At 61.4% G+C, this 19,835-nt stretch carries 20 protein-coding genes; 18 read left to right on the forward strand and 2 right to left on the reverse strand.

Annotated features, from left to right (window positions below; all coding sequences use genetic code 11):
• Positions 1 to 72 precede the first annotated feature (72 nt).
• The 12 genes from R3E82_18230 (at position 73) to tatC (ending at position 10,628) form a co-directional block, all read left to right on the forward strand.
• A complete protein-coding gene (locus R3E82_18230) occupies positions 73 to 2,271 on the forward strand; it encodes a primosomal protein N' (protein ID MEZ5552826.1) in 2,199 nt (732 codons plus the stop codon).
• Positions 2,272 to 2,392: 121 nt separating this feature from the next.
• Positions 2,393 to 2,959 carry an SPOR domain-containing protein gene (locus R3E82_18235; protein ID MEZ5552827.1) on the forward strand — a complete coding sequence of 189 codons (567 nt, stop codon included), beginning with the start codon at positions 2,393 to 2,395 and terminating at the stop codon, positions 2,957 to 2,959.
• A 226-nt stretch (positions 2,960 to 3,185) separates the two neighbouring features.
• The gene (gene hslV / locus R3E82_18240) at positions 3,186 to 3,728 is read left to right on the forward strand and encodes an ATP-dependent protease subunit HslV (protein MEZ5552828.1); all 543 of its coding nucleotides are present in this window, start codon (positions 3,186 to 3,188) and stop codon (positions 3,726 to 3,728) included.
• Positions 3,725 to 5,062 carry an ATP-dependent protease ATPase subunit HslU gene (gene hslU / locus R3E82_18245; GenBank protein MEZ5552829.1) on the forward strand — a complete coding sequence of 446 codons (1,338 nt, stop codon included), beginning with the start codon at positions 3,725 to 3,727 and terminating at the stop codon, positions 5,060 to 5,062. The genes hslV and hslU overlap by 4 nt, the downstream gene beginning before the upstream one ends.
• A gap of 38 nt (positions 5,063 to 5,100) precedes the next feature.
• Positions 5,101 to 5,484, forward strand: coding sequence for a DUF971 domain-containing protein (locus R3E82_18250; protein ID MEZ5552830.1), 384 nt, complete (start codon positions 5,101 to 5,103; stop codon positions 5,482 to 5,484).
• 112 nt (positions 5,485 to 5,596) lie between these two features.
• Entirely contained in the window at positions 5,597 to 6,331 is a 735-nt protein-coding gene (gene ubiE, locus R3E82_18255) for a bifunctional demethylmenaquinone methyltransferase/2-methoxy-6-polyprenyl-1,4-benzoquinol methylase UbiE (GenBank protein ID MEZ5552831.1), read from the forward strand.
• The gene (locus R3E82_18260) at positions 6,328 to 7,014 is read left to right on the forward strand and encodes a hypothetical protein (protein ID MEZ5552832.1); all 687 of its coding nucleotides are present in this window, start codon (positions 6,328 to 6,330) and stop codon (positions 7,012 to 7,014) included. The genes ubiE and R3E82_18260 overlap by 4 nt, the downstream gene beginning before the upstream one ends.
• On the forward strand, positions 7,011 to 8,669 hold the full coding sequence (ubiB, locus tag R3E82_18265; protein ID MEZ5552833.1) for a ubiquinone biosynthesis regulatory protein kinase UbiB: 1,659 nt from the start codon (positions 7,011 to 7,013) through the stop codon (positions 8,667 to 8,669). Before R3E82_18260 ends, ubiB begins: the two co-directional genes overlap by 4 nt.
• A gap of 25 nt (positions 8,670 to 8,694) precedes the next feature.
• Complete coding sequence (locus R3E82_18270) at positions 8,695 to 9,039, forward strand: phosphoribosyl-ATP diphosphatase (GenBank protein MEZ5552834.1); 345 nt, start codon at positions 8,695 to 8,697, stop codon at positions 9,037 to 9,039.
• Between the two features lie 60 nt (positions 9,040 to 9,099).
• Positions 9,100 to 9,339 carry a twin-arginine translocase TatA/TatE family subunit gene (gene tatA / locus R3E82_18275; protein ID MEZ5552835.1) on the forward strand — a complete coding sequence of 80 codons (240 nt, stop codon included), beginning with the start codon at positions 9,100 to 9,102 and terminating at the stop codon, positions 9,337 to 9,339.
• Complete coding sequence (tatB, locus tag R3E82_18280; protein MEZ5552836.1) at positions 9,332 to 9,826, forward strand: Sec-independent protein translocase protein TatB; 495 nt, start codon at positions 9,332 to 9,334, stop codon at positions 9,824 to 9,826. Before tatA ends, tatB begins: the two co-directional genes overlap by 8 nt.
• Positions 9,819 to 10,628, forward strand: a complete 810-nt coding sequence (gene tatC, locus R3E82_18285) for a twin-arginine translocase subunit TatC (GenBank protein MEZ5552837.1) — start codon at positions 9,819 to 9,821, stop codon at positions 10,626 to 10,628. The genes tatB and tatC overlap by 8 nt, the downstream gene beginning before the upstream one ends.
• Positions 10,629 to 10,665: 37 nt before the next feature.
• On the opposite strand, the gene dtd is transcribed toward tatC, so the two are convergent.
• Both dtd and typA read right to left on the reverse strand, forming a co-directional pair.
• Entirely contained in the window at positions 10,666 to 11,154 is a 489-nt protein-coding gene (gene dtd, locus R3E82_18290; GenBank protein ID MEZ5552838.1) for a D-aminoacyl-tRNA deacylase, read from the reverse strand.
• 13 nt (positions 11,155 to 11,167) lie between these two features.
• Positions 11,168 to 12,994, reverse strand: a complete 1,827-nt coding sequence (gene typA / locus R3E82_18295) for a translational GTPase TypA (GenBank protein ID MEZ5552839.1) — start codon at positions 12,992 to 12,994, stop codon at positions 11,168 to 11,170.
• Between the two features lie 162 nt (positions 12,995 to 13,156).
• Between typA and R3E82_18300 the strand changes: the two genes are divergently transcribed.
• From R3E82_18300 to ntrC, 6 genes are all read left to right on the forward strand, one after another.
• Entirely contained in the window at positions 13,157 to 14,230 is a 1,074-nt protein-coding gene (locus R3E82_18300) for a hypothetical protein (protein ID MEZ5552840.1), read from the forward strand.
• A complete protein-coding gene (locus R3E82_18305) occupies positions 14,223 to 14,465 on the forward strand; it encodes a sulfurtransferase TusA family protein (protein MEZ5552841.1) in 243 nt (80 codons plus the stop codon). Before R3E82_18300 ends, R3E82_18305 begins: the two co-directional genes overlap by 8 nt.
• A 355-nt stretch (positions 14,466 to 14,820) precedes the next feature.
• The gene (gene glnA, locus R3E82_18310; protein ID MEZ5552842.1) at positions 14,821 to 16,233 is read left to right on the forward strand and encodes a type I glutamate--ammonia ligase; all 1,413 of its coding nucleotides are present in this window, start codon (positions 14,821 to 14,823) and stop codon (positions 16,231 to 16,233) included.
• A 209-nt stretch (positions 16,234 to 16,442) separates the two neighbouring features.
• A complete protein-coding gene (locus R3E82_18315) occupies positions 16,443 to 17,051 on the forward strand; it encodes a DUF4124 domain-containing protein (protein MEZ5552843.1) in 609 nt (202 codons plus the stop codon).
• A gap of 233 nt (positions 17,052 to 17,284) precedes the next feature.
• Positions 17,285 to 18,397, forward strand: a complete 1,113-nt coding sequence (glnL, locus tag R3E82_18320) for a nitrogen regulation protein NR(II) (protein ID MEZ5552844.1) — start codon at positions 17,285 to 17,287, stop codon at positions 18,395 to 18,397.
• Positions 18,394 to 19,803 (forward strand): nitrogen regulation protein NR(I), encoded by a 1,410-nt coding sequence (gene ntrC / locus R3E82_18325; protein ID MEZ5552845.1) that lies wholly within the window; start codon positions 18,394 to 18,396, stop codon positions 19,801 to 19,803. The genes glnL and ntrC overlap by 4 nt, the downstream gene beginning before the upstream one ends.
• Positions 19,804 to 19,835: the final 32 nt, after the last annotated feature.

Below are 19,835 nucleotides of genomic sequence, written 5' to 3' on the forward strand. Positions count from 1 at the left end.
GTATTAAAAAAGGCCGCGCAGTGTAGTCAGATGCCGCCGGGAAGGCAATCCCTGGGGTAGTATCCTCGGCCCATGACGCCCAGCTCCAGCAACCCGGCACCAGCCAGTCCACCCCCCCGGGTCGCCCGGGTGGCGGTCGCCGTGCCCCTGCATCGGCTGTTCGACTATTCGGTACCGGCGGAACTGCCGATGCCTGCCATCGGTGCCCGGGTCGCGGTGAAGTTTTCCGGACGGCGCACCGTCGCAGTCTGCGTCGCGCAGAATCCGGCCGACGCCCACGACCGTCTGAGCCCTCTCATCGAGGTACTCGATGACGACAATCTGCTTGGCGAAGATCTCTGGCGGCTTGCCCAATGGATGGCCGACTACTACCAGCACCCCCTTGGGGAAGTCATCGCCACCCTGCTGCCCAGTGCCGCCCGGGTGCCGAAACGTCTGAAGATCGTCCGACCCGAATGCTGGGAGATCTGTGGCCCGGCGGGTGACTTAACGCGTGCCCCCCGCCAGGCCCGGCTCTACGAATGTCTGCTGGCGGCCGGTGGACGGTTGCAGACCGAACTCCTCTACGAGGCCGGCTTTCAGCGCTCTCACATCGTCGCACTGGCTGCCAGGGGCCTGATCCGCAAGGCACAGGGTGTTGCGACCGGCTCCCTTCGCGCCTCGCTTCCCGTGGCAGGCCGCGCAGATCAGCTGGAGCTCAACCCCGAACAGGCGCTGGCACTGGCAAAGCTGGGTGCTGCCAGTGGCTTTAAGCCCGCGCTTCTCGATGGCGTGACCGGCAGTGGCAAGACAGAAGTCTATCTGCGCCTCATGGAAGAGGTGCTCAAACTCGGACGTCAGGTGCTCGTGCTGGTCCCCGAGATAGCACTCACCCCCCAGACCCTGTCCCGTTTCGAAGACCGCTTCGGCAAAGCCGCCGTGCTCCACTCGAATCTGACGGACCGCGCGCGCCTGCAGGTGTGGCTCAGGGCCCGGGCAGGAGAGGTCGGCATACTCATCGGTACCCGATCCGCGGTGCTCTCGCCCTTCGCTGACCTCGGCCTGATTGTGGTCGACGAAGAACACGATGCCTCCTTCAAGCAGTCTGAAGGCCTGCGCTACTCGGCACGGGATGTCGCGGTCAAGCGCGCCCAGAATCTGGACATACCGCTGATACTCGGCAGCGCTACACCTTCCTTTGAAAGCCTCCACAACGCCCGCAGCGGCCGCTACCAGCACCTGCGCCTTACTGAGCGTGCCGGTCGGGCCAACATGCCCACATACCGGCTGCTCGATATCCGCGGACACAGCCTGCAGGACGGTTTTTCCGATACGCTGGTGCGCAACATCGAACGGCACCTCGAAGCAGGCGGACAGGTGCTGGTCTTCCTCAATCGGCGCGGCTTTGCGCCCGCCCTCTTATGCGGTCACTGCGGTTGGCAGGCGGAGTGCGCGGCCTGCGAACGACGCATGACCATGCATCGCAAGCCACCCTGCCTGATCTGCCATCATTGTGGCCGCAGAGCAGATCTTCCCGATGAATGCCCCGACTGCCGTCATCAGACGCTCATCGCCGTCGGCCTGGGTACCCAGCGCAGCGAAGCCTTTCTCAGCGAACGGTTTCCGGAGGTTCCCGTGTACCGGATCGATCGGGACACCGTTCGCAGCCAGCGCCGTATGGAGGAGCGGCTTGCCGCCATCCACAGCGGCGAGCGGGCGATTCTGGTAGGTACCCAGATGCTCGCCAAGGGGCACCACTTTCCCGACGTATCCCTGGTCGCCGTCATCAATGCAGACGGCGGCTTCATGAGCCCCGACTTCCGCGCGCCGGAACGAACCGCACAGCTCATCGTGCAGGTGGCCGGCCGGGCGGGTCGCGCCGAGCGCCCGGGCGAGGTACTGATTCAGACCTATCAGCCGGACAGCCCGCAGCTCAGAGCTCTGATCGAAGAAGGCTACGGCGCATTTGCGCAACGGGAGCTGGCCGGGCGGGAAGCAGCAGACCTGCCCCCTTATCAGCCGATTGCGCTGGTGCGGGCGGAGAGCGGGGACGCCGATCTCGCCCGCAGCTGGCTGGAATCCATCCGCTCGCAGCTGGGGAAAGATCTCGAATGCTTCGGGCCGGCGCCCGCACTGATTCCCAGAGTGGCAGATCGATGGCGCTTCCAGCTCATGGTCGGCGCTACCACCCGGGCTGTGCTGCATCGCGGACTGCACCCGCTCCTGGCGGTGGGTAACGGACCCCGTAATCTGCGCTGGTCTCTGGACATCGATCCGTACGACACTTTCTGAGCCCGCCGCAGTGATTTCTCCCTGCGCCTGTGCCGACGCGCAGTAACCGGGAGTCATCCCGAGCATCATTAAACAACTGCAGGCTTTTTAAGCGGGTGAGCCTTGCCTATGATGCGTTGCCATGACCAGAGACTACGCAAACCGCACCGCCCCCAAGAGCAGGCCTCGCAGGAAGCCGGCCGCTCGCGTTGACCGCCGCGGTCCGTCGAGAGTCTCCCGGGGTGTATTCAGCGCACCGAGTTTCTCTGCCGGTGTGGTATTCGGGGCCGGACTGGTGCTGCTGGCCGCCTATGCACCCGCCATCTTCGAGGAGACCCGCACGGCCGTTCGCGGTGAGGAAAAACCAGTCAAGCCGGAAATCACCTTCGACTTTCCGGACGTACTGCGGGACAGCAAGGTCCTCACCAACCCCGAGGCCTACAAGTCCGGCACCCCGGAGCAGCACGATTCCGGGCCCCAGCTCTACCTGCTCCAGGCTGCATCCCTGCGAGCCGACACTGACGCCGAAGCCCTCCGGGCCCGGCTGACCCTGCAGGGACTGCCTGCCAGTTCCGACAAAGTGGTCCTCTCCAGCGGCACCTGGTACCGGGTGACGGTGGGGCCTTTCACCAGTCAGGTGGAGGCGAACCGGGCGATGACGCGGCTGCGGGAGATGAACCTTTCGGCGCTGATGCTCAAGCACGGTTGATCGCTTCTCCACTCGCGATTTGCCACTCCCAGGTCCGCAGAGCGCTGGCACCGCGGAGCGGCTGCGCGCGGCACAGCACCGTCTGCCACACGACACCCCTGGAAGCGCATGATCAGAAAATCTATCGCGCACCAGTATCCGATCGATTGCGGCGGAGGTCGCATTGAAAACCCCTCCCCCCGCCCCCACTATTCCCGATTCGACCTAAAAGGATCTCCATACCGTGATTGAATCACCGCACGGCACCACCATCGTCTGTGTGCGTACCGATACCCAGGTGGCCATGGGCAGTGATGGCCAGGTGTCCCTGGGTCAGACCATCATGAAGGGCAACGCGCGCAAGGTACGCCGCCTCTACGACGACAAAGTGCTGGCAGGGTTCGCTGGGGGTACGGCCGACGCCTTCACCCTGTTCGAGCGCTTCGAAGCCTCGCTGCAGAAGTTCCATGGCAATCTCACCCGGGCTGCGGTGGAGCTGGCCAAGGACTGGCGCTCGGACCGCGCGCTGCGGCGGCTGGAAGCCATGCTCCTGGTCGCAGACACTACCGCATCGCTCCTGATCAGTGGTACCGGAGACGTCATCGAGCCGGAAAGCGGTGTGATCGCCATCGGTTCCGGTGGTCCATTCGCACAGGCTGCCGCCCGTGCGCTTGCAGAAAATACCGAGTTGGATGCGAGAACCACAGTGGAAAAAGCACTCACCATCGCTGCGGATATCTGCGTTTATACCAATCATCACCGAACCATCGAGGTACTCGACCTCCAATGACCCAGATGACCCCCAGAGAAATCGTTCACGAGCTCGACCGTCACATCATCGGCCAGGACGACGCCAAGCGTGCAGTCGCCATTGCCCTGCGTAACCGCTGGCGCCGCATGCAGCTCACAGAAGAGATGCGCGATGAGATCACGCCCAAGAACATTCTCATGATCGGACCCACCGGCGTCGGCAAGACCGAAATCGCCAGACGCCTCGCGAAACTGGCAAATGCGCCATTTCTGAAAGTGGAGGCCACCAAGTTCACCGAAGTCGGCTATGTCGGGCGGGATGTGGAATCCATCATCCGGGATCTCGCGGACGCAGCGGTGAAAATGCTGCGGGAAAGCCAGATAGCCCAGGTGCAGCATCGGGCAGATGACCTGGCCGAAGAGCGCATTCTCGACGCCCTCCTGCGCCCACCGAAGAAGTCGGGTACTCAGGCCGAAACAGAACCCGCCGACAGCACCACCCGACAGCTCTTTCGCAAGAAGCTGCGCGAAGGAGAGCTCGATGATAAGGAAGTGGACATCGAACTCGAGGCCGCCACAGTAGGGGTGGAAATCATGGCGCCACCCGGCATGGAAGAGATGACCAGCCAGCTGCAGAGCATGTTCAGCAACTTAGGCGGTGGTCGAAAGCGCAGCGCGCGTCTGAAGATCCGGGAAGCGCTGAAGAAGCTGCGCGAACAGGAAGCTGTAAAACTCGTCAACGAAGAAGAGATCAAGAGTCGCGCTGTCGAGGCAGTGGAACAGACCGGCATCGTCTTCATCGATGAACTCGACAAGGTGGCCAAACGCAGCGAAAGCGTCGGCGCAGATGTTTCCAGGGAAGGGGTGCAGCGCGATCTGCTGCCGCTGATCGAAGGCTGCACCGTGTCCACCAAATACGGCATGGTGCGCACGGATCACATCCTCTTCATCGCTTCGGGTGCGTTTCATCTCGCGAAGCCGTCCGATCTCATTCCGGAACTGCAGGGTCGGCTGCCGATCCGGGTAGAACTCGGCGCCCTGACCACTGAAGACTTCCGCCGCATTCTGGTGGAACCCAACGCCTCGCTGACCGAGCAGTACCAGGCACTGCTGGCCACCGAAGGTCTGTCGCTCACTTTTACCGATGATGGCATCGCACGCGTCGCCGAGCTGGCCTGGCAGGTAAATGCCGGTACGGAGAACATCGGTGCCAGAAGGCTTCACACCGTGATGGAACGCCTTCTGGAATCCGTCTCTTTCAACGCATCCGAAACCACGGGAGAGGCTGTGCACGTATGTGTAGACGCCGCTTTCGTGGACGAACATCTGGGTGCGCTGGTGAAAGATCAGGATCTGTCCCGGTTCATTCTGTAGTTTTTCCGGAGATTTTCGTAAACAGGTCCGGCGTCACCATGCAGCCCCAGAAGATCGTCTACCACAAACGCTCGAAGACACTGGAACTCGGCTTCCCGGGAGAATCCCTTTCCCTGCCTGCCGAACTGCTGCGCGTCTACTCTCCTTCGGCGGAGGTGCGCGGCCATGGCAACGAAGCGCGAAAACTGCAGACCGGCAAGAAGCACATCGGCATCACGGCCATCGAGCCCGTGGGCAACTACGCGATCCGCATCACCTTCGACGACGGCCATGATTCGGGCCTGTATGCCTGGGACTATCTGCGGGACCTTGGCGAGAATCTGGATCGCTACTGGCGCGAGTACCTGGACGAGATGAAGGCGGCAAACGCATCCAGGCTGCCGGTGATTCCGCTGGGCCACTGGACGCCGCCGAAGGGGTAGCGACTGCTCGCCGGTTCGCAATGTTGTGTTCATGGCTTGAGTGGCGGGTTTGGTACCGCCCCCTCACCAGCGTAAACTCCCAGCTCGCACCAATTCACAAACGCAAGTACCCATGGATCCCGTCGATTTCGGCTTCAAAAAGGTCTCCCCGGACGAAAAAACCTCCCTGGTCCGTGGCGTATTCGACAGCGTGGCCGATCGCTACGACCTGATGAACGATCTGATGTCCTTCGGCACTCATCGGCTGTTCAAGCGCATGACGCTGCAGATGTCAGGTGTGCGATCCGGGCAGAAGGTTCTCGATCTGGCTGGGGGCACCGGGGATCTTGCCGCCCTGTTCGCGCCGGTGGTCGGCAGCGAGGGGCTCGTGGTGCTGACCGACATTAACGACGAGATGATGCGCGTCGGACGGGACCGGCTGCTCGATGAAGGGCTTGCCCAGGTGCAGTTCTGCCAGGCCGACGGCGAGCAGTTACCGTTTCCGGACGCCAGCTTCGACTGTGTCAGCATCGGCTTCGGCCTGCGCAACTTCACCGACAAGGCCCGCGCGCTCAAAGAGCTGCTGCGCATTCTGAAACCCGGCGGTGTGCTGCTGGTGCTGGAATTCTCGAAGCCCGAAAATCCCCTGGTTGACGCCGGTTACCGGATGTTTCAGTCGTTGTGGCCGGGCATGGGGCGGTTGCTTGCCGGTGACAGCGCAAGCTATCAGTATCTGGTCGAGTCCATCCGTGTGCACCCCACCCAGGCCGCCCTGAAGCTGATGATGGAGGATGCAGGCTTCCAGGACGTGGAGTATCACAATCTGTTGAGCGGTGTCGCAGCCATCCACCGTGGTGTGCGCGGGTGAACGGCTCTTCACCAGCGGCCGATCTGATCCGCCTGCTCAGCGGTGCGCTGAGCGCGCTCAACGGTCCCCTCGGCACCATCGGCAACAGAACTCTGGCTCTCGATCCGCGCAGCCGGGCGAGGCTCGCCGCGCTGGACACGGCCGTCGTGCAGTTCGAAATCGTACCCCCCGCCGACGGCCCCGATACTCTGGTTGTTCTGGAGATCGAAAACGCCACAATCAGCTTCCACACCTCAGGCCGGGCTGCTCCGAACGCGATCGTGCGGGGCACCCTGCCGGCGATGATCGGCTGGCTGGCCAGCGGCACAGGCACCGCGCCCGCAGGCATCACCTTTGAAGGCGACGAAAATCTTCTGCGGAATCTCGCCGCTGTTGTCCGCAGTTATCGACCGGATCTCGAGGAACCGCTCGGGCGGCTGCTCGGACCTGCAGCTACCCGGGAATTGCTCGGCGCAGCTGAAACAACGGTGAACTTTCTGCGCTCGGCACTCTCGAGTCTCAGTGGAGCCGCCACCGCCTCAGCTCAGGCTACCGCCAGGGCCGGTTTCGTTGCCGAGCCCGATATGCCGGAAATGCTCGACACTCTGGACGCTCTGCAGTTGCGGGTGGATCGACTCAACGCGCGGGTGCGGGAGCTCGAGGGCAGGCTGCCGCAGCCTTCTGCGGAAACCGCAGGAGAGTGAAAACACTCCAGTCAGCGCGCCGGGTGATGCGCATCTCCATCACCGCCGCACGCTACCGGCTCGATGCACTGGTCACCCCCTTTGTCAGTGAGCGCTTCAGCTGGCTGCTGCGCTGCTCGCCGCTGCGGCTTATCAGGGAAGGAGACCGGGGGCGCGGTGAGCGCCTGAAACTCGCTCTGGAAGAACTCGGGCCAGTATTCGTGAAGTTCGGTCAGATGGTTTCCACCCGTAGAGACCTGGTACCCCACGACATCGCCGATGCCCTCGCCAGCCTGCAGGATTCGGTTCCCCCGTTTCCCAGTGCAACAGCCCGCCAGCTCCTCACCGATGCGCTGGACTGTCCGATAGAGCAGATCTTCAGCACCTTCGAAGAACAGCCACTGGCCTCCGCTTCGGTTGCGCAGGTCCATGCGGCCACCCTTCGCACAGGTGAAGACGTCGTCGTGAAAATCGTTCGACCCGGTATTGCCCAGGTGATTCGCGACGACATCGAGATGCTCAAATCCCTGGCGGAGTTTCTGGAACGTCACGTCGCAGACGCCAGCCGGCTGCACCTGTCGGAAGTGGTCGCCGACTACGAGGCCACCATATTCAATGAGCTGGATATGGGCCACGAAGCCGCTAACACGGAAAAACTGCGGGGGAATTTCGCAGGCTCTCCACTGCTCTACGTGCCTCGCGTGTTTCGCGAACACTGCCGGCAGAACATCCTGGTACTCGAGCGGATCTATGGTGTGCCGATCTCCGACATCGCTGAGCTGCACAGACGCAACACCAATCTGCGGGTACTCGCAGAACGCGGTGTGGAGACCTTTTTCACCCAGGTATTCGAAGACAATTTTTTTCACGCGGACATGCACCCGGGAAACATTTTCGTCAACGTCGACGATCCGCAGAATCCATCCTATATCGCCGTGGATTGCGCCATCATCGGCTCGCTTACCCGCAGCGATCAGACCTATCTGGCCCGCAATCTTCTGGCCTTTTTCAATCGCGATTACTCCCAGGTGGTGCGGCTGCACCTCGAATCCGGCTGGATCCCCGAGAGCACCGATCCGGTGGCGTTCGAACGCGTCATTCGCGAGGTCTGTGAGCCGATTTTCGCCAAGCCCCTGCATGAAATCTCCTTCGGCCAGTTCCTCCTGCAGCTGTTTCAGACCGCGCGTGAATTCGACATGGAGATCCAGCCGCAACTGGTGCTGCTGCAGAAAACGTTGCTCTACATCGAAGGACTCGGGCGTGAGCTCTACCCGCAGCTCGATCTCTGGCAGACGGCGAAGCCTTTCATGGAGCGCTGGATGGCCGAGCACCTTGGCCCAGCCGCCGCTCTGCGGGAGTTTGCGGAACATGCACCCGCCCTGCTGGACCAGCTTCCCGAGTTACCCGGCGCTCTGCTGTCTGCTGTCAGCCGCCTGAAGTCACTCGAGCGCACCAGCCGCAGACACGCCAGCAGCCTTGCCCTCCTGGAAGCCGAGATCACCCGGGTGACACGCCGACGCCGCCTCCAGCGTGCCTCCGGAACCGCCCTGCTCATCGTCGCCGGACTGCTGCTGTTCGAACCGATTGCGCAATCCTTGAATAACGGCGACGATCTCGGCACCTCGGCGGGTCTCGTCAGCGCCCTCGCCGGCGCCCTGCTGCTGCTGCGATCCTGATCCGACCCTCACCCAAAGGCGCTACATGGACACTCTCGACAAACTCACCGCCACCCTCATCGAACGCCGCAATGCCGCGCCGGAAGACTCCTATGTGGCCTCGCTTTATCACCAGGGACTGAACAAGATTCTTGAGAAGGTTGCCGAGGAATGTACGGAAACGCTCATCGCCGCGAAGGATGCGCAGCGCAGCGGGGACAATTCGGATCTGATCCACGAAGTGGCAGACCTCTGGTTTCACACCATGGTTCTGCTGGTGAGCCGGAATGCCTCCCCGGCCCAGGTACTCGAAGCTCTGGAAGCCAGAATCGGGGTTTCCGGCCACGATGAAAAGCGCGCCCGGCCAGGGTCCGGCGCACCTTCGGAATGAACGCACACTTCCATCACCGGCAAACGCCTATAATGGTCCGGTAACTCACGGAGATATCCCATGTTTGGAGGATTTGGACTTACTGAACTGCTGGTCATCCTGGCCATCGTGCTGCTGGTTTTCGGCCCGAAGCGCCTGAAAAACATCGGCTCGGACCTCGGCAATGCGATCAAGGGATTCAGAAAGGCCGTAACCGACGATGAAAGCGCCGCTGCGCCGGATAAGGATCCCAGTGTGATCGAAGGCAAGGCAAGCGAATCAACTTCCGAAACCCGGAGCAAACAGAACAGCAATGTTTGATATCGGTTTTCCGGAACTGGTACTGGTCGCCATCGTCGGCCTGCTGGTGATCGGACCCGAGCGGCTGCCTGAAGCACTGCGCACTCTGGGCCTGTGGTTCGGCCGTATGCGCCGCAGTTTCACCGCGGTAAAGGCTGAAATCGAAAAAGAGATCGGCATGGACGAGGTGAAGCGCCAGCTTCACAACGAAGCCATCATGGATGAAATGAAGCGGATCGAGTCGGAAGTCCGCAGTACCGCGACCAGTGCCAAGAAGAGTATAGGCACTTCCCTGGACAGTGTCGGTTCATCCATCGACGCAGCCCGCAAACCGCCAGCCCGGTCAGGCAGCGATACCGCGCATCAGGACGCGGCGGAAGCGGATACGGACGCTGCCTTGCCGCCAGCGGAGACCCCGGTATCCGACGAGCAAGTCAACGCCACAGGCCCCGGCAGCGGGAATTCCATCCAACCTCCCGGCGACAGCAGCAAAGTCAATCGTGGCTGATTCAGGACTGCCGAAAACTACATCGCGGGAAGAGACCCCCAGCGAGACGAAGTCCGCTCACGATGAACTGGTGGACAGCCGCGAGCAGCCATTCCTCGATCATGTGATCGAGCTGCGCTCCCGCATCCTGCGCACCCTCATGGTGATGCTGGTGCTGTTTTTTCCCATCTACTACTTCGCGAACGACCTGTATTCCTTCGTTGCCGCGCCGCTGATGGCGCACCTGCCGATCGATTCGAGCATGATCGCCACGGAAGTCGCATCCCCCTTTCTGACCCCTTTCAAGCTCGCGATATTCGCAGCGATCTTCGTCGCCATGCCTTACCTGCTGCATCAGATGTGGGGGTTCGTGTCACCGGGCCTGTACCTGCATGAAAAGCGTTTCGCGATGCCGCTGCTGCTCTCCAGCATCGTGCTCTTCTATGTCGGCGTTGCCTTCGCGTATTTCATCGTGTTTCCGCTGATCTTCCAGTTTCTGGCAGGGATCACGCCAACTGGCGTGACCATGATGACCGACATCAACCGCTACCTGGATTTCGTGCTGAAAATGTTCTTCGCCTTCGGTTTCGCTTTCGAGATACCGGTCGCTGTGATGCTCCTGTCTCTTACCGGCATCCTCAGCGCGCAGAGCATGGCGGCCAAGCGGCCCTATGTTATTGTCGGCTGCTTTGTCGTCGGCATGCTGCTCACGCCACCGGATGTGATCTCACAGCTGCTGCTGGCGATTCCGATGTGGATACTGTTCGAGGTAGGCGTTTTCTTCGCCGGATTCGTGGAGCGCAACCGTAAAGAAGTGATGTAACGCGCGGCAGTCCGCAATTGCCTGCGGCCCGCACTGCTCAGCGCTCGAGCAGAAAGGTCACCGGTCCATCGTTGACCAGCGATACCTGCATGTCGGCCCCGAACCTGCCTGTCTGAACATCCGGCCAGCGCGTGATCAGCGCGTCAACGAACGCAGCAAACAGCGGCTCGGCCACTTCCGGAGGCGCTGCGGTAGAGAAGCCGGGGCGCCTGCCGCGACTGAGATCCGCCGCCAGGGTGAACTGGGAGACCACCAGCAGGGATCCCTGCACGTCCATGACACTGCGGTTCATCGTTTTGCCGGTACCGCCGGCGGCACTGGACCCGGCAGCAGCCGAGTCCTGTACGGCGGCCGTATCCGGGAATATCCGCAGGCCGACAATCCTGTCTGCAAGCCAGTCGATCTGTGGCGCACCGTCACCGGGGAAAATACCGGCCAGCACCACCAGCCCGGTGCCGATCTGAGCGATCGTCTCGCCCTCCACGCTGACACTCGCCCCGCTGACTCTCTGCAGCACGACCCGCATCGAATATTGGCCGTCAGCTCGCCATGCGTCCGGACTCAGCCCGGCGGCGGTCGTTTTCGCGCAGCAGGAACTTACGGATGCGGATGGTCTCCGGAGTGACTTCCACGAGTTCGTCGTCGTCTATGAATTCCAGCGCCTGCTCCAGTGTCAGCCGCAGCGGCGACGTGAGCAGGATGTTCTCATCGCTGCCGGAGGCGCGGACGTTGGTGAGCTTCTTTTCTTTCAGGGGATTCACCGGCAGGTCGTTGTCCCGGCTGTGTATGCCGACCACCATGCCTTCGTAGATCAGATCATTCGGACCGACCATGAGCCGGCCGCGATTCTGCAGATTGAACAGCGCATAGGCGACCGCCTTGCCCTCCGCCATGGACACCAGCACGCCGTTGCTGCGCTGGCCGACCTCCGCATCACAGCGTGCACCGTAACCGGCGCTGCCGAAAGTGAGGATTCCGGTACCCGAGGTGAGTGACAGGAACACCGGCCGGTATCCCATCAGTCCGCGGGTCGGAATACGGAAACGCAGTCGCACCCGGCCACGACCGTCCGGGAGCACGTCTTCCAGTTCCCCGCGTCGCTCGCCGAGGCTTTCCATGATGCGGCCCTGGTGCGCCTCTTCCACATCCGCGGTCACCAGTTCATAGGGCTCGAGAATTTCACCGTCGATCTCCCTGGTGATCACCTGGGGCCGGGTCACCGCCAGCTCATAACCTTCCCTGCGCATGGTTTCGATCAGTACGGACAGATGCAGCTCGCCGCGACCGGAAACTTCGAAGCGATCCGGGTCTTCGGTCTCTTTAACATTCAGGGCAACGTTGTGTGATGCTTCCCGCAGCAGTCGTTCGCGCAACTGCCTGCTGGTGAGAAAGGTGCCTTCCTTACCGGCAAAAGGTGAGGTGTTCACACAGAACATCATCGTCAGGGTCGGCTCATCCACGGTCAGTCGGCGCAGTGGTTCAATCTTTTCAGGCGCGCAGAGGGTGTCGGAAATACTGATACCGTCCACACCGGTGACACACACGATGTCACCGGCACCCGCGGTTTCGAGTTCGATTCGATCCAGACCGCGATAGCCGAGTATGGTCTGGACCCGGGATTTACGGGGTTTGCCGTCCCGGTCCACCACCACAACCGGCATATTGCGCTTCACCGTACCCCGCTTGATCCTGCCTATGCCCATCACACCCACATAGCTCGAGTAGCCGAGCGAGCTGATCTGCATCTGCAGCGGACCTGCCTCATCCACGGCGGGCGGCGGCACTCTATCGATGATGAGGTCGAGCAGCGGGGTCATATCCTCTGCCAGGGCATCCGGTTCCATACCCGCTTTGCCGAGCAGAGCCGAGGCGTAGATGATCGGAAAATCGAGCTGGGTGTCGTTGGCACCGAGATTGTCGAACAGATCGAAGACCTCATCGATCACCCGATAGGGCTCCGCACCCGGGCGATCGACCTTGTTCACCACAAGAATGGGGTTGAGTCCTGCCGCAAAGGCTTTCTGGGTGACAAAGCGGGTCTGGGGCATGGGACCTTCCACTGCGTCCACCAGCAGCAGCACCGAATCCACCATGGACAGGATACGCTCGACTTCTCCGCCGAAGTCCGCATGACCCGGGGTGTCGACGACGTTGACCCGGTAGCCGCGATATTCGATGGCGGTGTTTTTGGCAAGAATGGTGATCCCGCGCTCACGTTCGAGATCGTTGCTGTCCATCACCCGCTCTACTTTCGCATTGGCCGCAGACAGACCGCCGGTCTGCTGGAGCAGACGATCTACGAGGGTAGTCTTGCCATGGTCGACGTGCGCAATGATGGCGACATTGCGAAGCTCAGTGTGGGACACGAGGGAAACCTCTGGCGAATTGCCTTATCAAAGGAGGGCGCTACATGAGAAGCTTTGAGCGGGAGGAAGCTGTCGATCGGTGGTCATCTGCGATCGAAGGCTTCCTGGATTGTTGCTCGGCGGTTCTCTAGACTGCCCGGCCGGAAAAAATGGTGCGCAATTATGCCCAAACAGCACAAGGCTGTCGCGTTGATTTCCGGAGGCCTGGATTCAATGCTGGCTGCCCGGGTGATCATGGATCAGGGCATCCACGTGGAAGGGGTGAACTTCTTCACCGGCTTCTGTGTGGAAGGTCACACCCACGCCATACGGGAAAAGCAGCGCGCTACCCCCAGACGCAACAACGCCCTGTGGGTAGCGGAGCAGCTGGGTATCAAGCTGCACATCATCGACGTGATCGAGCCCTATAAGGACGTTCTCCTCAACCCTAAACACGGCTATGGCGCCAATCTGAACCCCTGTCTCGACTGCAAGGTGTTTATGGTGAAAAAGGCCGTCGAGCTGTGCCTGACCGGCATCGACGGATACCTGGACAGCCACGATTTCGACTTCATCATCACCGGTGAGGTGGTCGGTCAGAGGCCGAAGAGTCAGCGCAAGCAGACTATGCCCCTCATCGCCAGGGAGTCCGGCGCCGAGGACCTCCTGTTGAGGCCGCTGTGTGCAAAACTCCTGCCGGAAACCCTGCCCGAACGCGAGGGCTGGGTGGATCGGGAAGCCCTGTTCGCTTTCAACGGCCGCAGCCGCAAACCCCAGATCGAGCTGGCGGAAAGCCTCGGGTTCACCGACTGGTCCCAGCCGGCGGGCGGCTGCTGCTTCCTCACTGACGCCAGCTATTCCTCAAAACTCACCGACCTGTGGCGCGCCCGGGGCAGCCGGGAGTACGAACTCGACGATGTGATGCTGCTGAAAGTAGGCCGCCACCTGCGGCCAGCGCCGCACTTCAAGCTCATCATCGGCAGGGAAGATGGAGAAAACCGTTATCTGGAGGGCTACAGAAACCGCTTCGTGTCGCTGCAGAGCACCAGTCACAACGGACCACTGTGCCTGGTGGACGGCACGCCCGGTTCTGCCGATCTCATGCAGGCCGCAGAGATCCTGGCGCGCTATGGCCAGGGCCGCGAGGAAGCCGCAGTTACGGTGCAGGTTCGCACGCCCGAAGGGGTCTGCAGTGACCTCCAGGTCACGCCTGCCGCCCCGGAGGCCATCGAGCCGGACTGGCACATCGGTGCTTGAAACATTGGATACGAGAGGGTTACTGTGCCCGCTGCCCGTCATCCGGACACAGGATAGAATTCGCAACCTGGCGCCCGGTGCCCTGCTGGAGGTCATAGCGACCGATGCAGGCACACTGCAGGATATTCCTGCCTGGTGCCGGGTCCACGGCCACAAGCTGGAAAAAACACAGGCCGAGGAAGATACCGCCGGGGGAGCGAGGACCTACAGGTTCCAGATCCGTGTCGTTCGCTAGTGCACCAGCACAGTGCGCGGACGCCTGTGATCCCATCGGATGACGTCCTTGACTGATTTGCACCGTTTTGGTGCGAAATCAGCGCAAGGTGGGGGTTGGAGCCCGCAATTGCACCAGAAAAGGGCGCAAGCGAGCGGGTACTAACCGAGACATCCACGGAACCTCTCAAAATCCCCGTGGCACATTTATTGCGTTCTCCCATAGCCAGTGTGGAGACGCAGGGTGAAGGTGCACCCACCCGATTCAAGGGGCACGCGCACGCAAATCACGCGCGCAATCGACCGTTCGAGACTTTTCGGGTCTCCACTTAAAAACAACTACTCACACATCCGATGCGAAGGAGCTGGACCAGGAAATGGCTGCAAATACACTGAAAATGATCAAAGACCACGACGTGAAGTGGGTCGATCTGCGATTCACCGATCCGAAAGGGAAAGAGCAGCACACGACGGTACCTGCCGAACGTGTGGATGCCGACGCGATGAGCGACGGCTTCATGTTCGACGGTTCGTCGATCTCCGGTTGGAAGACCATCAACGAATCCGACATGATTCTCATGCCGGATGACGACACCCCGGTGATGGACCCTTTCCGCGACGACAACACCCTCATCCTGCGCTGCGACATCGTCGAGCCCAGCACCATGCAGCCCTACGACCGGGATCCGCGCTCCATCGCCAAGCGCGCAGAAGCCTATCTGGCTTCCACGGGCATCGGTGATACCGCCTATTTCGGCCCGGAAAACGAGTTCTTCGTGTTCGACGACGTCCGCTGGAAAGTCGCGATGAGCGGGGCCTCCTACGCGATCAGCGCAGAAGAGGCTGCCTGGGAATCCCATTCCGAATTCGAAGGTGGCAACCTCGGCCACCGCCCCACCATCAAGGGCGGCTACTTCCCGGTTCCACCCGTGGATTCACACGCGGATCTGCGCAGCGCAATGTGCAACGCCATGACCGCCATGGGTCTGAGTGTGGAAGTGCATCACCACGAAGTCGCCACAGCCGGACAGAATGAGATCGGCGTGCGCTTCAACACCCTGGTGAAGAAGGCGGACGAGGTCCAGATCTACAAATACTGCGTGCACAACGTGGCGGACGCCTATGGCAAAACGGCCACCTTCATGCCCAAGCCCATCGTCGGTGATAACGGCAGCGGCATGCATGTGCATCAGTCGATCGCCAAGGGCAAAAAGAACATCTTCGCTGGCGATGCCTATGCGGGTCTTTCCGAAACAGCGCTGTTCTACATCGGCGGTGTCATCAAGCACGCCCGGGCAATCAACGCCTTCTCCAATGGCAGCACCAACTCCTACAAGCGTCTGGTGCCCGGCTTCGAAGCCCCCGTGCTGCTCGCCTACTCGGCCCGTAACCGCTCCGCGTCGATCCGGGTGCCCTACATCCAGGGCGGCGACCCGCGCGCCTACCGGATCGAAGTCCGTTTCCCGGACAGCACCGGCAATCCCTACCTGACCTTTGCCGCACTGCTGATGGCTGGCCTGGACGGTATCAAGAACCAGATCCACCCCGGCGATTCCTTCGACAAGGATCTCTATGACCTGCCGCCGGAAGAGCTGCAGGGTGTACCCACCGTCTGTCATTCCCTCGAGCAGGCGCTGGATGCCCTCGACCAGGATCGCGATTTCCTGCGCGCGGGCGACGTATTCAGCGATGCCATGATCGACAGCTACATCACTCTGAAGCGTCGGGATGTGGAATACCTCAACATGACCACCCACCCGGCCGAGTTTGAGATGTACTACAGCCTCTGAGCGCAACAGCGCCGGGCGCCGGATCCGCTTCCGGTGCCCGTTAACAGGGTCAAAATCCCCGAAACGCTTACGAATCGACTCAAATCGTTTGCGAATCGGGGCTTTTTTTTGCCCATTCGCTGTCACAATGTCTGTTGCGAACCGGCTTTCCGGGTGCACTGGTCGATGTCAGACCGGTATCCGGGTCGGACAGACGGAGTGCGGAACCCATGCAGAACCATAGTTTTACCCTGATCCTGCCGCTGGTCTGCGTTGCAGCTCTGCTGGGGCTGGCGGGCGGTGCCCTGGCGGAATCGAAGATCTATCGGACCGTGGACGAACAGGGCAACGTCGTCTTTACAGATATCGCGCCCAGAATCGATCAGCCGGCGGAGACCGTGGAACTTCCGAGCACCAACTCCTTCGGTGTCGAGGAATCACTCGGCGAACGCCAGGAATGGGTGGTGGAAGGTGCTGGAGATGCAGCGGCCGGCGATCCCAATGAGGCTTCCAGTTACGGTTCCCTGGTCATTGTGTCGCCATCCAACGATGCAACCATCCGCGAAAACACCGGCAATATCAGCATTCAGGCCCGGCTGACACCAGAAATCCGGCCGGGCCATCGCATGCGTCTGCTCCTCGACGGTGCTGTGGCAAGTGAGAGTGCAGGCGGCACATTCGCTCTGCAGAATGTGGATCGCGGTACCCATTCGGTGGTGACGGAAGTGCTTGACCAGTCCGGAAATGTCCTCATCCGCAGCCCGGCCACGACCTTTCACCTGATGCGCTACGCTCAGCCACCACCGCCTCCGCCGAAGCCCGCACCCCGCTCCGGATAAGCCGTCCCGAACGGGCTGCACCGCCAATCCTGTACCGTCGCACCAATTTGGTGCATCATTTCGGCGCCTCCATAGCCACTGTCTGCCAGCGGGCTCACAAAGAGAATGCTCTCCTGAGTAAGTGATCGCTTACTTTATTGTCAATGGCAGTCAACCGCAGTTGGACCGGATCTTGCCGGGTAAAGGAGTGAAGTCGGGGAAAATTCCCGGCCAGGTACAGGAACACCGCGGCCATGACACGTGCACCAGAACAGATGGATGTCAGCTCAGGGGATCTGCTCGATACCCTGAGCACGGCCATCCTGGTCATGGACCGCCGGCTGCGCATCCGCTATCTGAACTCCGCCGCCGAAAGTCTGTTCGGGATCAGCTGCGCGCGCGCCCGCGGCACAGCGGCGGGTGAACTGTTCCAGGACGGTGTGGCCATCATCGAGCGGCTCAGCGTCCTGCCGGAAGCGGAGCAGTCGGTAACAGAGCGCGCCGCAGAATTCGAAACCCGCAGTGGCCAGCACGTGGTCGCGGACACCACCATCACTTTCGACTCGGAAACCGGCCAGCTGGTGGCCGAACTTCAGCCCCTGAACCGCCTCCATCGCATCAACCGGAACGACCAGTCGCTGCATTCACTGCGGACCTCGCGGGAACTGATCCGCGGCCTCGCCCACGAAATCAAAAATCCACTCGGCGGTCTTCGCGGTGCCGCCCAGCTGCTGGAACGGGAGCTCGACGACTCTGAGCTCACCGAGTACACGAGCATCATCATTGACGAGGCCGACCGCCTGACCCGTCTGGTCGACCGCATGCTCGGGCCTTCACAACAGCCCCAACTGAGCTGGTTCAACATTCACCGGGTACTGGAGCACGTGATACGCCTGCTCGACGCGGAAAAGCCTGGTGCAGTCGATTTCCTGCGCGACTACGACCCCAGCCTCCCGGAAGTTTTCGGGGATGAATCCCAGATCATCCAGGCTGTGCTCAATATCGCCCGCAACGCCTGCCAGGCGCTCGAGGATGCCGGAACCCGCCTGCCAACCATTACGATTCGTACCAGGGTGGTCCGCACTTTCACGATCTCTTCGACCGTACACAGGATCGCGGCACAGGTGGATATCATGGACAACGGACCCGGCATCGGTGCGGACATCATCGACAGAATCTTCTATCCGATGATCAGTGGACGCGCCGCCGGTTCCGGACTCGGACTTGCGATCGCTCAATCCATCATCGGTCAGCACCGGGGGGCGATCGAATGCGAAAGCCATCCCGGCAGGACCTGTTTTTCCATTTTCCTTCCGCTGGAAGCACAGCCAGGAGGTGTCGTGAAACCGGAGCAGAACCAGTCATGACCAGCCCGGTATGGGTCGTCGACGACGACCGCTCAATAAGATGGGTGCTCGAGCGTGCCATGACCCAGGCCGGACTCAGCATCAAGGCATTCGCTTCCGCGGACAGCGCCATGCACCATCTGGACGACGAAAGACCCAGCGCGGTGATCACCGACATACGCATGCCGGGGACCGACGGACTGGACTTCATCGGTCACATTCACAAAGCCTATCCGGATCTGCCGGTCATCATCATGACCGCACATTCAGACCTCGACAGTGCCATCAGCGCCTATCAGAGCGGCGCCTTCGAGTACCTGCCGAAACCCTTTGATGTGGACGAAGCGCTGGCTATCGTGCAGCGCGCCATCGCCGCGAGCGAGGCGGCGCATCCCATCACACCCGAACCCGCCGCCGCAGAACCCACTCAGGAGATCATCGGTCGTGCGCCGGCGATGCAGGAGGTATTCCGTGCGATCGGCCGCCTCGCCAATTCCAACGTCACCGTGCTCATCCGCGGTGCGTCCGGATCCGGTAAGGAACTGGTCGCGCGTGCACTGCACCGTCACAGTCCACGTGCCAGCGGTACCTTCGTGGCGCTCAACATGGCCGCGATCCCGAGAGAGCTGGTGGAGTCCGAGCTGTTCGGTCACGAGAAAGGCGCCTTCACCGGCGCCAACAACCGCCGTATCGGCAGATTCGAGCAGGCCAACAGCGGCACCCTGTTTCTCGATGAGATCGGCGACATGCCGGCGGAAACACAGACACGCCTGCTGCGCGTACTGGCCGACGGAGAGTTTTACCGGGTCGGTGGACACTCCCCGATCAAGGTCGACGTGCGCATCATTGCCGCCACCCACCAGGATCTGGAGATCCGGGTACGGGAGGGCGGCTTCAGAGAAGATCTGTTTCACCGCCTCAACGTGATCAGTGTGCATGTGCCGACACTCTCGGAACGCCGCGCAGATATCCCCGTGCTCGCCCGACACTTCCTCACGCTGGCCGCCCGGGAGCTCAACGAGGACCCCAAGATCCTGCGCCCGGAAACCAGCGAATATCTCTGTTCGCTGCCCTGGCCGGGAAACGTCCGCCAGCTGGAAAACACCTGCCGCTGGCTGACGGTGATGGCCTCAGGCCGGGAAATCCACATCAGCGACCTGCCACCGGAACTGAGATCCGACAACGCGCCGGAGCACCCGATCCATGTGGGCTGGCAGCAGTCTCTGGAACTCTGGGCTGCCCGGGCCGCTGCGGAAAACCCTGCGAAACCGCTGCTCGACGTCGCCATGCCCCAGTTCGAGGAGACCATGATCCGGGTGGCTCTGCGTCAGACCGGAGGCAGAAAACAGGATGCTGCAAAACTGCTGGGCTGGGGTCGCAATACCCTCACCCGGAAGATGACAGAGCTGAAGCTGACGGATCTGTAAAGCCCGGTGCCGGCTCACCCTGCACAGCGGAT

Source organism: Pseudomonadales bacterium (assembly GCA_041395945.1).
Classification (GTDB): Bacteria; Pseudomonadota; Gammaproteobacteria; order Pseudomonadales; family Azotimanducaceae; genus SZUA-309.

What these genes read in the sequence shown, in the direction of transcription:
- glnA (MEZ5552842.1), top strand. Translation starts at nt 14,821, where the DNA reads ATGGCTGCAAATACACTGAAAATGATCAAAGACCACGACGTGAAGTGG.
- tatB (MEZ5552836.1), top strand. Translation starts at nt 9,332, where the DNA reads ATGTTTGATATCGGTTTTCCGGAACTGGTACTGGTCGCCATCGTCGGC.
- R3E82_18235 (MEZ5552827.1), top strand. Translation starts at nt 2,393, where the DNA reads ATGACCAGAGACTACGCAAACCGCACCGCCCCCAAGAGCAGGCCTCGC.
- R3E82_18230 (MEZ5552826.1), top strand. Translation starts at nt 73, where the DNA reads ATGACGCCCAGCTCCAGCAACCCGGCACCAGCCAGTCCACCCCCCCGG.
- R3E82_18315 (MEZ5552843.1), top strand. Translation starts at nt 16,443, where the DNA reads ATGCAGAACCATAGTTTTACCCTGATCCTGCCGCTGGTCTGCGTTGCA.
- ntrC (MEZ5552845.1), top strand. Translation starts at nt 18,394, where the DNA reads ATGACCAGCCCGGTATGGGTCGTCGACGACGACCGCTCAATAAGATGG.
- dtd (MEZ5552838.1), bottom strand. Translation starts at nt 11,154, where the DNA reads ATGCGGGTCGTGCTGCAGAGAGTCAGCGGGGCGAGTGTCAGCGTGGAG.
- glnL (MEZ5552844.1), top strand. Translation starts at nt 17,285, where the DNA reads ATGACACGTGCACCAGAACAGATGGATGTCAGCTCAGGGGATCTGCTC.
- R3E82_18250 (MEZ5552830.1), top strand. Translation starts at nt 5,101, where the DNA reads ATGCAGCCCCAGAAGATCGTCTACCACAAACGCTCGAAGACACTGGAA.
- R3E82_18300 (MEZ5552840.1), top strand. Translation starts at nt 13,157, where the DNA reads ATGCCCAAACAGCACAAGGCTGTCGCGTTGATTTCCGGAGGCCTGGAT.
- tatA (MEZ5552835.1), top strand. Translation starts at nt 9,100, where the DNA reads ATGTTTGGAGGATTTGGACTTACTGAACTGCTGGTCATCCTGGCCATC.
- hslU (MEZ5552829.1), top strand. Translation starts at nt 3,725, where the DNA reads ATGACCCAGATGACCCCCAGAGAAATCGTTCACGAGCTCGACCGTCAC.
- R3E82_18270 (MEZ5552834.1), top strand. Translation starts at nt 8,695, where the DNA reads ATGGACACTCTCGACAAACTCACCGCCACCCTCATCGAACGCCGCAAT.
- ubiE (MEZ5552831.1), top strand. Translation starts at nt 5,597, where the DNA reads ATGGATCCCGTCGATTTCGGCTTCAAAAAGGTCTCCCCGGACGAAAAA.